Source organism: Streptomyces sp. NPDC018026 (genome assembly GCF_044327745.1).
GTDB classification, from domain to species: domain Bacteria; phylum Actinomycetota; class Actinomycetes; order Streptomycetales; family Streptomycetaceae; genus Streptomyces; species Streptomyces rubrogriseus.
On record NZ_JBIRFY010000002.1, the window covers coordinates 364,595 to 377,187 of the forward strand.

At 74.9% G+C, this 12,593-nt stretch carries 10 protein-coding genes; 4 read left to right on the forward strand and 6 right to left on the reverse strand.

The annotated features are described in order from the left end of the window. Positions 1 to 42: 42 nt before the first annotated feature. Entirely contained in the window at positions 43 to 558 is a 516-nt protein-coding gene (locus tag ACH4D3_RS07315; RefSeq protein WP_398317491.1) for an HAD domain-containing protein, read from the reverse strand. Positions 559 to 741: 183 nt separating this feature from the next. On the opposite strand from ACH4D3_RS07315, the gene ettA reads away from it, so the two are divergent. The 3 genes from ettA to ACH4D3_RS07330 are packed head-to-tail and all read left to right on the forward strand — an operon-like array spanning position 742 to position 3,577. After that, complete coding sequence (gene ettA, locus ACH4D3_RS07320) at positions 742 to 2,406, forward strand: energy-dependent translational throttle protein EttA (protein WP_398317494.1); 1,665 nt, start codon at positions 742 to 744, stop codon at positions 2,404 to 2,406. Positions 2,407 to 2,408: 2 nt separating this feature from the next. Further along, positions 2,409 to 2,819 carry an acyl-CoA thioesterase gene (locus ACH4D3_RS07325; RefSeq protein WP_398317497.1) on the forward strand — a complete coding sequence of 137 codons (411 nt, stop codon included), beginning with the start codon at positions 2,409 to 2,411 and terminating at the stop codon, positions 2,817 to 2,819. After that, positions 2,816 to 3,577 (forward strand): hypothetical protein, encoded by a 762-nt coding sequence (locus ACH4D3_RS07330; protein WP_398317499.1) that lies wholly within the window; start codon positions 2,816 to 2,818, stop codon positions 3,575 to 3,577. The genes ACH4D3_RS07325 and ACH4D3_RS07330 overlap by 4 nt, the downstream gene beginning before the upstream one ends. A 42-nt stretch (positions 3,578 to 3,619) precedes the next feature. On the opposite strand, the gene ACH4D3_RS07335 is transcribed toward ACH4D3_RS07330, so the two are convergent. From ACH4D3_RS07335 to ACH4D3_RS07355, 5 genes are all read right to left on the reverse strand, one after another. After that, complete coding sequence (locus ACH4D3_RS07335; protein WP_398317502.1) at positions 3,620 to 4,579, reverse strand: ABC transporter ATP-binding protein; 960 nt, start codon at positions 4,577 to 4,579, stop codon at positions 3,620 to 3,622. Positions 4,580 to 4,631: 52 nt separating this feature from the next. Next, positions 4,632 to 7,400: an FtsX-like permease family protein gene (locus tag ACH4D3_RS07340; RefSeq protein ID WP_398317505.1), complete on the reverse strand. Its 2,769-nt coding sequence runs from the start codon at positions 7,398 to 7,400 to the stop codon at positions 4,632 to 4,634. Then, positions 7,397 to 7,570 carry a hypothetical protein gene (locus tag ACH4D3_RS07345; RefSeq protein ID WP_398317508.1) on the reverse strand — a complete coding sequence of 58 codons (174 nt, stop codon included), beginning with the start codon at positions 7,568 to 7,570 and terminating at the stop codon, positions 7,397 to 7,399. Before ACH4D3_RS07345 ends, ACH4D3_RS07340 begins: the two co-directional genes overlap by 4 nt. A 5-nt stretch (positions 7,571 to 7,575) precedes the next feature. After that, entirely contained in the window at positions 7,576 to 10,932 is a 3,357-nt protein-coding gene (locus tag ACH4D3_RS07350; protein WP_398317511.1) for an FtsX-like permease family protein, read from the reverse strand. A 175-nt stretch (positions 10,933 to 11,107) separates the two neighbouring features. Beyond that, entirely contained in the window at positions 11,108 to 11,521 is a 414-nt protein-coding gene (locus ACH4D3_RS07355) for a globin (protein WP_030399988.1), read from the reverse strand. 86 nt (positions 11,522 to 11,607) lie between these two features. Here ACH4D3_RS07355 and ACH4D3_RS07360 point away from each other — a divergent pair, with 86 nt between their 5' ends. Continuing rightward, a complete protein-coding gene (locus ACH4D3_RS07360; protein ID WP_398317514.1) occupies positions 11,608 to 12,582 on the forward strand; it encodes a methyltransferase domain-containing protein in 975 nt (324 codons plus the stop codon). Positions 12,583 to 12,593: the final 11 nt, after the last annotated feature.

Below are 12,593 nucleotides of genomic sequence, written 5' to 3' on the forward strand. Positions count from 1 at the left end.
TTGCGGGCGGAGAGTCTTAGAACGGCCCCTGAGGTGGTGCGCTCACCTCGGCGCGACGGCATCGAGCCATCCGGCGAGCGTGGAGAAGTCGGCGTCATTGAGGCCCTTGGTCGGCTCGACCTGGTGCAGGAGTGAAGGCCCGGGGTGGCTGGCGTCGATCCAGAGGCGGTCCATGGGGCTGATCTCGTCGTCGACCCAGATGAAGGGTCGGCCGGCGGCCCACTCGACCATGGGGCGGGTCTTCCAGTGGAGGCCCCGTGGGGTTTCTCCTGCGTCGGCGTCCGGCCACTCCAGCACCGGCAGCCTCGGCAGGCCGATGCGCGGGGCGACGACTTCGTTCGCCTCTTCCATCCAGGTCGTGGCCCACACGAGCCGGCAGTGCAGAGCAGTGAGGCGCGCCCCGATGCCGGGGTCGAGTCGGGCCAGCAGAGGGTTTCCCTCGTCGACGGTCGTCGAGGAGGTGGCGGCGACCTCCGGATGGCCGGCCGAGGACCCGAACGGGATCAGTGGGCCGTCCACGTCGAGGAAGAGGAGAGGGCGCTCCGATGAGCTGGTCACGGCAGCACCGTAGCCCCGCGCAGCGGGGGAGCGGCGACCGACAGTGACAGGTGGGGCCGGGATGCCATCCAGGAAAGCCCAGCTCAGGGGCCCCGGGCGGAACGCGTTTCCGCGCAGGGGTGGCGGTGCGGCAAGATGGGGTGTATCTGCCCACTGCCTGATCAAGCTGCCGGACGGTTTCTCTTGGCTGAGTACATTTACACCATGCGCAAGGCGCGCAAGGCGCACGGCGACAAGGTGATCCTTGATGACGTCACCCTGAGCTTCCTGCCCGGCGCGAAGATCGGTGTGGTCGGACCGAACGGTGCCGGTAAGTCCACCGTTCTGAAGATCATGGCGGGGCTGGAGCAGCCCTCGAACGGGGACGCCTTCCTGTCCCCGGGCTACACCGTCGGCATCCTGCTCCAGGAGCCCCCGCTCAACGAGGAGAAGACCGTCCTGGAGAACGTCCAGGAGGGTGTCGCCGAGGTCAAGGGCAAGCTCGACCGGTTCAACGAGATCGCCGAGCAGATGGCGACCGACTACTCGGACGCGCTGCTGGAGGAGATGGGCAAGCTCCAGGAGGAGCTGGACCACGCCAACGCCTGGGACCTCGACGCCCAGCTGGAGCAGGCCATGGACGCGCTGGGCTGCCCGCCCGGCGACTGGCCGGTGGTGAACCTCTCCGGTGGTGAGAAGCGGCGCGTCGCGCTGTGCAAGCTGCTGCTGGAAGCTCCCGACCTGCTGCTGCTCGACGAGCCCACCAACCACCTCGACGCCGAGTCGGTGAACTGGCTGGAGCAGCACCTCGCCAAGTACGAGGGCACCGTCGTGGCCGTCACCCACGACCGGTACTTCCTGGACAACGTCGCCGGCTGGATCTGCGAGGTCGACCGCGGCCGCCTGCACGGCTACGAGGGCAACTACTCCAAGTACCTGGAGACCAAGGCCACCCGCCTCAAGGTCGAGGGCCAGAAGGACGCCAAGCGGCAGAAGCGGCTCAAGGACGAGCTGGAGTGGGTGCGCTCCAACGCCAAGGGGCGGCAGGCCAAGTCCAAGGCCCGCCTCGCGCGGTACGAGGAGATGGCCGCCGAGGCCGACAAGATGCGGAAGCTGGACTTCGAGGAGATCCAGATCCCGCCGGGCCCGCGCCTCGGCAGCGTCGTCGTCGAGGTGAACAACCTCAGCAAGGCCTTCGGGGAGAAGGTACTGATCGACGACCTCTCGTTCACGCTGCCCCGGAACGGCATCGTCGGGGTCATCGGGCCCAACGGCGCCGGCAAGACCACCCTGTTCAAGATGATCCAGGGGTTCGAGGAGCCTGACTCCGGCACCATCAAGGTCGGCGACACCGTCAAGATCTCCTACGTCGACCAGAGCCGCGAGCACATCGACCCGAAGAAGACCCTGTGGGCGGTCGTCTCCGACGAGCTGGACTACATCAACGTCGGGCAGGTGGAGATGCCGTCGCGCGCGTACGTCTCCGCCTTCGGGTTCAAGGGGCCGGACCAGCAGAAGGCGGCCGGGGTCCTCTCCGGCGGCGAGCGCAACCGGCTGAACCTGGCGCTCACCCTCAAGCAGGGCGGCAACCTGCTCCTCCTCGACGAGCCGACCAACGACCTCGACGTCGAGACCCTGAGCAGCCTGGAGAACGCGCTGCTCGAGTTCCCCGGCTGCGCCGTCGTCGTCTCCCACGACCGGTGGTTCCTGGACCGGGTGGCCACCCACATCCTCGCCTACGAGGGCGAGTCCAAGTGGTTCTGGTTCGAGGGCAACTTCGAGTCGTACGAGAAGAACAAGGTCGAGCGGCTCGGCGCCGACGCCGCCCGTCCGCACCGCGCCACCTACAAGAAGCTGACCCGGGGCTGATCTTGCGGCACATCTACCGCTGCCCACTGCGCTGGGCGGACATGGACGCGTACGGCCACGTCAACAACGTGGTCTTCCTCCGCTATCTGGAGGAGGCCCGTATCGACTTCCTGTTCCGCCCGGAGAAGGACTTCAAGCAGGGGTCCGTGGTGGCACGCCATGAGATCGACTACAAGCGGCAGCTCGTCCACCGGCACCACCCGGTCGACATCGAGCTGTGGGTCACGGAGATCAGGGCGGCTTCCTTCACCCTCACCTACGAGGTCAAGGACGGCGACGTGGTCTACGTCCGCGCCTGCACGGTGATCGTGCCGTTCGACTTCGAGGCACAGCGGCCCCGGCGGCTCACCGCCGAGGAGCGGGAGTTCCTCCAGGAGTACGCCGACGCCGAGGAGGAGGCCGTCGCAGCATGACGGTGCTCCACCTCGCCGACGAGGGGGAGGCCGCGGACCTCGCGGCCTTCCTCTCCCGGCTGCTGCACTACGACCGTTCGGCCGCGGTACGCCTCCAGGCGGCCGGCACGGCCCTGGCCGTCTTCGGCCGGCCGCCCTCCTTCGAGGTGCTGGCGATCCGCGCGGCACGGCTGGCCAAGCCGTACGAGAACGGGCTCGACGACACGCTCGACGTGACCGTCTCCGCCGGTGAGCTGCTGGAGTCCGTGGACGAGCGGGCGGCCACCGCCGGTGTGCCGGGCGCGGTGACCGGGCCGCCCTGGGCCGGGGTGCTGCCCCCGCGCGGGGGCTGGCGGACCGAGGCGGGGCTGCCCGCCCCGGACGCCCTGCGCGCGCTGGTCGCCGCCGCGGTGGCGGAGTTCCGTACGCGCACGGAGGAGCTGGCGCCCGAGGACCGGACCCGGGCCGAGCTGGACCGGGTCGGCCGGGAGATCTGGTCCCGGACCGTCGGGGAGACCGGGCTGCCGGTGCGGGCCGTGCACGCGGCCCAGTCCCTCGGGTTCCTGCGGACACGCGCAGCATCCGGCCCCGACCAGGGCTCCGGTCCCGACCAGGGCTCCGGCTCAGGTCAGAGCTCCGGCCCAGGTCAGGGCGTCGGCTCGGACGAGGGCGCGCCGAAGCTGCTGTCCTCCGGTGCGTGGCTGCGGCTGCGTACGCCCTTCGGGTCCGTCGCGCTGCGGCGGGCGGGGACCGGGGCCCTCGGCATCAGTGTGCGCTGAGGCCGCCCCCCGCCGCCCCGCCGCCCACGCGGCCCCCGCCGCTCAGTGCTGGGGTTCGCTGTCGTCCGGGCGTACGGCGATGTGGTCGCTCTCCAGTTCCAGGGCGACGCGGTCGCGCATGCCGAGGGCCGCGGTGTAGTCGGCGGGCAGCTGGAGCCGGCCGGCCCGGTCGAGCATGGCGTACTCGCGGGCCACCACCGTCTCGTGGCCGGTCTCGGCGTCCACCTCGCTGCGGCGCAGGACCTCCGTGGAGGTGCGGCCGTCGCGGATGGCGACGGTGCGGCGGACCTCGCCGGCCACCGCCTGGTCGTGGGTGACGATGACGACCGTGGTGCCCAGGTGTTCGTTGGCCGTGCGGAACGCGGCGAAGATCTGTTCCGCGGTGTGGGAGTCCAGCTCGCCCGTCGGCTCGTCCGCCAGCAGCAAGGACGGGTTGCCCGCGAGGGCCACGGCGATGGCGACCCGCTGCTGCTGCCCGCCGGACATCTGCTGCGGGCGCCGGTCGCGGCAGTCCGCGATGCCCATCAGGTCCAGCAGCTCCAGCGCGCGTTCGGCGCGGGCCGCCCGGCGTCCGCCGGTGCCGGACAGCTGCATGGGCAGGGCCACGTTCTGCGCGGCCGTCAGGTAGGGCATGAGGTTCCGGGACGTCTGCTGCCACACGAAGCCGACCACCGTACGGCGGTAGGCGAGGCGGTCCTTCGCCGTCATCGCGAGCAGGTCCCGCCCCGCGACCCGGGCCGCCCCGGCGGTGGGTGTGTCCAGACCGGCCAGGATGTTCATCAGCGTGGACTTGCCGCTGCCCGAGGCGCCCACCAGGGCCATCAGCTCGCCCTCCCGGACCAGGAGGTCGAGTCCCTGCAGGGCCTGCACCTCCACCCCGTCCGCGCTGAAGATCCGGACCAGGCGGTCGCAGGTGATCAGGGCGTCGTGCCCGTAGGCGGGCCGGTCCCGGGACGCCGTGGCGCGGTCGGCCAGCTCCGCGAGGGTGGGGTCGGTCGTCATGGGGTCTCCTCCGTGTCCGCGTCCGCGGTCCGCCGTGTCCGGGTTCGCGCCCTCACCGCGCGTCGCCCGCCCTGAGTTCCGTCACCGCTCCGCGCCGGCCCGACCACCATGCCTGGACGGCCGCCACTCCCACCGCCAGGACCAGCACCGCCACCGCCGGGACGGCCAGCGACCACGGGTCGGCGCTCAGCTCCGCGCGCCCCGCCGGGGACGTCGCCGCCGGCACCGCGAGGGTCGTCAGGTCGATGCCGGGGGAGAGGAGGCGCACGGCGGCCCAGCCGGTCAGGATGCCGCCCAGAGCCGCGGGCAGCGCCTGCGGGAGGGACTCCAGGACCAGCAGGCGGCGGCCCTGGGCGCGGGTGAGGCCCATGGTGCGCAGCCGGGCGAGGAGCGCGGCGCGTTCGGGGGCGGCGCTCGCGAGGGACAGCAGCAGGGCCAGGGCGGCGTAGCCGGCGGCGGCGGCCACGGCGGCCGTGTAGATGCGCTCCGCGCCGGACTGCAGCGGGGAGTCCACGTAGCCGCCGCGCTCCTCGGACCGCAGGTGGACGGTGCCGGCGCCGTCCGCCGCCCGGTGCACCGCGCCCGCGTCCAGGTCGCCGCCGGTCAGCAGCAGTACGTTCGGCCGGGTGGCCGCGGCCGGCAGTCCGGCCCGGTCCACGACGAGGAAGTCGTCGCCGGACACGGCCGGAGTGCGGTCGCGGACCAGTGCGATCCGCAGGGTGGCGAGGGTGCCGTCGGCCAGGCGCACCCGGAAGGTGCCGCTGCCCAGCCGTTCGGCGACCGCGGGAGAGGCCAGCGCCGGCAGGACGGCGTCCCCGGAGCCGCCCTCGGAGTCGCTCTCGGAACCGGACCCGCCCTCGGAACCGGCGCCGTCGGGCCGCCCCAGCTCGCCCGCGGGGAAGGCACCGAGACCCGTTCGGCCGGCCAGCGCCGCGTAGCCGCCCGGGTCCACCGTCGCGAGCGGCAGCGACTGGCGGCCGTCCTGGATCTTGGCCTGGTAGTCGATGCCGACCTCGGTGACCTCCCGCACCCCGGGCGCCTGCCCGAGACGGCCGGCCAGCCCGGCGGGCAGCGCGGCCTCCGCCTCCACCCGGGCGTCGGCGCCGACCGAGAGCAGTGCCGCCCGGTCGCGGGCGTCGGCCACGCCGTTGAGGACCGACCCGCCGAACGCCGCCACGGTGAACGCGGTCAGCAGCGCGAGCAGGGGCAGCACGGCGGAGGCGGAGGTACGGCCCGCCCGGGCCAGCGCGAGCGGCCCGACGGCGCCCCGCAGCCGCCTGGCCGGGCGGGCCAGCCCGCGCAGCGGCAGCGGGTACAGGCGCACCAGCACCAGCGCGGCGATCACCCCGACCAGGACCGGGGCCACCGCCACCAGGTCACCGGCGCCGTCCGTGGCGCCGCGCCGGCGCAGCATCTCGACCGCGCCGAGCGCGAGGACCACGACGGTCAGTTCGGCGACGGTACGGCGCCGGGACGCCCGCGCGGACGCCACGTCGCGCCGGCCGTCGTGGATCCGTACGGCGTGGTGGGCGGCGGCGGCCCGCAGCGGCAGCGCGAGAGCGGCCAGGGCGGTGACCGCGGCGGCGGCCCAGAGCGCGGGGAGCAGCCGGGCGCCGGGCAGGACCAGCAGGGCCGTGCCGAACCCGAGGGCACCCGCGGGCACGGCCACGACGGCCGTCTCGGCGAGCAGCCGCCCCACCATGCCCCGTACGGAGGCGCCGCGGGCGCGCAGCAGGGCCAGTTCGGCGCGGCGCCGCTCGCCGGCCAGGCCGCCCGCCATCAGCAGGACCACGGCGGCGACCGTGCCCGCGCCCGACGCGGCGACGACGACCAGCGGGCCGATGTCGCCGCGGAGTTCCTCGTACGAGGTGAAGGCGGCGTCGAGTCCCGTCGTGACGTCGGTGAGCGGGTTGATCGTCGCGTGCAGCCGCTCCAGGCCGGGACCGGACTCCAGGGAGGCCACGGCGGAGGCGAGCCCGTCGAGGTCGCGGCTGTGCAGGGCGTCCGGGGAGGGGGTCAGGTGCCAGTAGCGGACCGTGGAGGTCGCGCCCAGTACCGCGGGCGCCGCCTCGGGGGCGAGCAGCAGACCGCCGACCCAGTAGGAGGGGTTGGAGGCACCCATCGGTCCCGGCACCCGCCGCAGGGAGGGGCCGCGCAGCAGGGAGTCGACGGACCAGTAGGGGCTGTCGGCGTCCTCGGGCGTGACGATGCCGGTGACGCGGACGGTGAGGTCGCGGTGGGCCGAGACGTGGATGACCGAGCCCACCTCGATGTGCAGTGTGCGGGCCGTCTCCTCGGTCACCGCGGCCTGCACCTCGGTGGTCTCGATGCCCGCCTCCCCGCCGGGGACCTCGGGCAGCCGGCCGGAGCGCAGCCGGGTGTGGTCGGCGAGACCGTGCGGGGCGGCCAGGAGCATCTCCGCGGGGAGGCCGTCGGGCCGGGGCAGCCACTCGTCCGGCGAGGGAAGGGTGTCGGTGGCGCGGACGCCGTAGGAGGACCGTTTCCCGTCGATGACGAGCGGCCGTTCGACCGTGTCGAGGGTGGACCTGTACAGCTCGGTGAGGCGTTCGGGACGGACGCTGTCCTCCGTGTGGGCCACCCCGCCGTCGAGGTCGGGACCCGCGGTCACCAGGATGCTGCTCTCGTCGACCGGGGTGCGTTCCACGGCCTGGCGCAGACCGGCGTCCGTGTACCGGTCCAGCGCCCGGGGGAACGCGGCGGCCAGGCACGCGGTCAGCGCGACCAGCACCGCCAGCGCGACGGCGGCGCCGGGGGCGGCCCGCAGCCGGGTGCGCACCCAGGGGGCGGTCACGCGGTTCACCGTCCGGTACCTCCCTGTCCTTCCGGGGCCGCCGTCGTGCGGATGCGGCGCGATGCCCGTGCGGCGGCGGTCACCGACGCGGCGGTTGTCACCGGCACGATGGCGGTCACCGGCACGGCGGCGGTCACCGGCACGGTGGCGGCCTTCTCGGCCGGTGGCGGGGCGGTCACGGGGCTCACCGTCCGGTACCTCCGTGGTCCTTGAGGGTCACCGTCGTGTCGGTGCGGCGCAGGGCCAGTGCCGCGGTGACCAGGAGCGGGACGACGGCCATGCCGGCCAGCAGCAGGGCGATGCGGTCACCCGGCAGGGCCACGTGCACGTCCGGCACGGGCCGGGTGGCCTGCGGGGTCAGTACGGTCAGCGGGATCACCGCCCGGGTCAGGACCGCGCCCAGGGCGGCGCCGGTCAGCAGCGCGAGGCCGATCAGCACGCCCTGCTCGGCGGCGACCGTGCGGGCCAGCCGGCGGCGCGAGGCGCCCAGGGCGCGCAGTACGGAGAACTCGGTGCCCCGCTCGCGCAGCGACCCGGCCGCGCTCACCGCGAAGCCGACCGCCGCGAGCGCCGCCGCCACCAGGGTCGCCGCGGCGAACGCCGCCCCGGGACCGGCGCCGAACGGGTCGTCCCGCAGCCGCTCGGCGACCTCGTCGCGCACCAGTACCCGGGCCGGTGCGGTGTCCGGGAAGTCCCGCAGGCCCGCCGCCGCCTCGTCGGTCCTGCCCGGCCCGGCCCGCAGCCACCACTCGGTCGGCGCGACGGAAGCGCCGTACTTGGCCTGCAGGTGCCGGTTGACCGCGGGCAGGTCGACCAGCAGGGCACCGCCGAACTGCGCCGAGGGGGTCTCGGGCCCGGTGCCCGGCAGCTCGCGCACGGAGCGCACGATCCGCACCGGGACGTCGTGGCCGCCGATCAGCACCGTGACCCGCTGCCCGGTGCTCGCGCCCGAGGAGTCGAGGAAGCGGTCGGTGGCCACGGCGGTCACCTCGGCCGGTTTCGGCTGCGCGACCCGCAGCCGCACGGTCAGGGTGCTGATCTTCCAGCTGTCGGCCTCCGAGTGGCCCGTGGAGTACTCGACGGCGAGCGGCCCCGACTTCAGCAGGCGCGGAGTGGACGGGGCGCCCGCCGCGTCCGGGGTGACCGACGGCGGCGCCAGCTCCGACCCGGCCGTCCAGGCGTCCGGCAGCGGCACCGGCCGGGCGGTTCCGTCGGCGGCCGTGGCCGTCACCCGGCGTACCGTCAGCCGGTGCTCCTCGCCCCGGCCGCCGGGCTGGACCACCGTGAACTCGACGCCGGTCAGGGTGAGCGGTCCCGCGGAGACGTCCATGTCCAGGGTGTGCTCCCGGCCGTCGGCGGCCAGGGAACCGGCCGCCAGCCGGTACGGGCTGCCCCAGCGGTCCTCGACGACGACCGTCACGTCCGCCGAGCGGGAGCCGGCGGCGCCCGGGTCGGCGCCCGGATCAGTGCCCGGGTCCGCGTCCGGACCGGCGTCCGGGCCGGTGCCCGCGACCGCCAGGGTCGCCGCCAGCGTGAGCCGGGCCGTGCCCGCCGGGATCGTCGCGCCCTTCGACGGCTGTTCCGGCGCCATGCCGGACAGCAGCCCGCGCGGCGACTGGTCGGCCAGGTCGGGGCGCATCAGCAGCAGGCCCGCCGCGTGCGAGGTGTCCAGCGCGAGCACCGTCGCCGTCCGGTCGCCGGACAGGGAGACCTCGGACCGGGCCGCGGGGGCGACCTCCGCCACCCCCGGGACGCCCGCGACCAGGTCGGTGCGGCCCGGGCCGGGCGTGCCCGAGGCCTCCACCCGGATCGGCGCCCCCGTGCGGAAGTCGGCCTGGTCGTCCTGCGAACGGGACCACGAGGCGCCCTGCCCGATCGCCACCGTGCCCAGCGCCACGGCGAGCACCAGCAGCAGCACCGGACCCGCCCCGCGCATCGGACGGCGGCTCAGCTGCCAGCCCGCCAGCGCCGCCGACAGGCCGCGCCCGCTCGCCGCCCGGCGCTCCGCGAGCCGCGCCACCAGCGGCAGCAGCCGCAGCGCCAGCACCGTCCCGGCCAGCAGCGCCAGCGTGGGCGTCGCCACGAACAGCGGATCGACCCCCAGGGTGCCCGGGGTGTCGGTGTCGCCCGTCCCGGCGGCGGAGGAGGTCTGCTGGTCCAGCTGCCAGTAGGCGATACCGGCGATCACCAGCAGACCCACGTCCGCGCCGGCCCGCAGCCAGCCCGGCAGCGCCCGGGGCCGTCCGCCGCCGGCTTCCGGCGCGAGGGTCAGCGCGGGCAGCGTCACGGCCAGCGTGCACCCGAGCGCCGCGACCGCCGCCACCAGCCACACGGTGCCGCTGCCGCCGGCGCTCGGCTCCCAGCCGAGCCCGATCCGGGCCGGCGCCCCCTGCCCGGCCAGCAGCCGGACCAGCGGCCCGGCCAGCAGCGGCGCGCAGACCAGCGCGGGCACGGCCAGCATCAGCGCCTCCAGCGCGGAGCCGGCCGCCAGCCGGGCCCGGGAGGCGCCGCGCGCCCGCAGCAGCCGCAGCTCGCCCGCCCGCTCCACGCTCAGCAGCCGCGCCACCAGCAGCAGCGCGCCGCCCGCGAGCAGCACCAGTTGCGAGGCGATGACCAGGAGGGTGGAACGGGACACCTCCAGCGAACGGTCGAGACGCTCCAGGATCGCGGGCAGTTCGGTGGTCGCCGCGGTGGTGCCGCTGAGCACCTGCTGCTCGCGCAGCCACGCCAGGCCGCCCCGGGCCGCGTCCCCGAGCTCCTGCGTCCGCCCGGTCGTCAGCGACGAGTAGTCCGCCGTCACCAGCCATCCGGACGACCCCGCGCTGACCCGGCCGCCGCTCAGCGCACCGGGCGGGGCGAGCAGCGGCCCGTACGTCGTGAAGCCGCCCTGCTGGAGGCCGCGCCCGGCCAGGTCGTCGAGGCGCCAGTACGGTGACCCGGCGTCGACCGGCCGGTACAGGCCGCTCACCACGATGTCGACGGCCGGGCCGTCGAGCCGGTCGGTGAGGGTGAGCCGGTCGCCGGTACCGACGCCGGTGCGCTCGGCGGCGGCCACCGGCACCGCCACCTCGACCGCGCCGCCGGACTCCCCGCCGCCGTCCTCGCCGCCGCCATCGCCCCCGTCCCCGGGCAGCCGTCCCTCGTCGACGCGGACCTGCGTCGGGTCGAGCGCCGCGAAGAAGGTCAGATCGGGGTCGCCGGACCGCTCGGTCGGGGGCCGCAGGGAGCCGGGCAGCGCGTACGGGCCCGAGCGCACCAGGGTCCGTACCGTCCGCGGCAGCCCGTCGAAGGTCTTCGCGGCGCCCTCGCGCACGGTGGCGTCCGCCGCCGACCGCTGTGCCGCCGGCACGTCCGCCTTCACGATCAGCGCGGCGTCGGCCCCGGTGCGCGAGTCCGCGAGGGAGTGCCGCAGGGCCGCGTCGCCGATGGCGCCCGAGTAGGCGGTCAGGGTGGCCAGCACCGTGGTGGTCAGCAGGACGGTGAGCAGGGCCGCGGCCAGCAGCAGGCGGTGCGCACGCGCCCGCAGCAGCACGAACCCCATGAGCCCCCCGTACCCTGCCACCCGGCCCCCCGCCGCTGTTGTCCAGACCTCTCCGGGATGTTGTCAGAGGAGGAGGTGCGGAAGTAAGCGCTTGGGACTTGGACTTGACCGGATTGTGACCGGAATCCGGCGTCGGCTGACCGGAATGTGCCCAGAGACCGGACGACGGGACCGGTCAGTCCGGGGTGTTGATCATCGAGGCCGCGGCGTACGTCAGGTACTTCCACAGCGTCTGCTCGTGCTCCTCGGACAGGCCCAGCTCGTCGAGCGCGACCCGCATGTGCTTCAGCCAGGCGTCGTGCGCGGCCCGGTCGACGGCGAAGGGGGCGTGCCGCATCCGCAGCCGCGGGTGGCCGCGGTTGTCGCTGTACGTCGTGGGGCCGCCCCAGTACTGCATGAGGAACAGCGCGAAGCGGTCCTCGGCCGGACCCAGGTCCTCCTCGGGGTACATCGGCCGCAGGATCGGGTCCTCGGCGACCCCCTCGTAGAAGCGGTGGACGAGTCGGCGGAAGGTCTCCTCCCCGCCGACCTGCTCGTAGAAGGTCTGCTCCTGAAGCGTGCCGCGCCGAATCTCATTCACGCCGTCCATGGTCTCAGACCCGGGGGCATAGGACTCAAGACCTAGGACCCCGCCGGGACCCTGCCCGCGGCCCGCCCGGCCCGTACTGTGGAGGCATGGGCGGGTACGAGGACCTGGACAGCCTCGCCGCCTCCGCGCGGGCGGGGCTGGTGCGGGAGATCGAGCTGAGCGGCGCCTGGACGGCCGACCCGGTGTGGCGGGAGGCGTTCCGGGAGGTGCCGCGCCACCTCTTCGTGCCGTACTACTACGTCGGCGTCCGGGGCGGCTACGAACGCCGGTGGGGCGAGGACCCCGACCCGGGCGCCCGCGAGCGCTGGGTGCGCGGCGCGTACGCGGACGCCCCGCTGGCGACGCGGATGCGCGACGGCGAACTGCTCTCCTCCAGCAGCCAGCCCTCGCTGATGGCGATGATGCTGGTGGAGCTGGACGTGCGGGACGGCGACCGGGTCCTGGAGATCGGCGCCGGGACCGGCTACAACGCGGCCCTGCTCGCCCACCGGCTCGGCGCGGACGACCTGGTCACCACCGTCGACCTGGACCCCGAGATCACCGAGTCGGCCCGCCGGCACCTGGACGCCGCCGGGTACCACCCGGCCGTCGTCACGGGCGACGGCGCCCGCGGCGTCCCGGAACGCGCCCCCTACGACCGGATCCTCGCCACCTGCACACTGCCCTCGGTGCCGCGCGCCTGGCCGGCCCAGTGCCGTCCCGGCGGCCGGATCCTGACCCCGCTGGCCACCGGCCTCGTCGTCCTCACCGTCCGCGACGCCGAGCACGCCGAGGGGCGCTTCCTGCACACGCCCGCGTACTTCGTACCGCTGCGCGGCGCGGACCGCGCCGCGCCCGAGACACCGGGCCTGGGCGGCGTACCGCGGCGGGCCCGGGAGGACGACCTGTTCCGCTTCCTGCTGTCGCTGAGCCGGGGCGGGCTCGATCCGCAGGAGGCGTACGCGCTGTGGGACCGCGAGGACGCCCCGCGCCGCGAGCGCTACGGCATCACCGTGAGCGGCGAACGGGCCTGGGCGTGGCTGGACGACCCCGAGGGGCCGTACGCCTGGCCGTTCGCCTGACGGCGACCGCC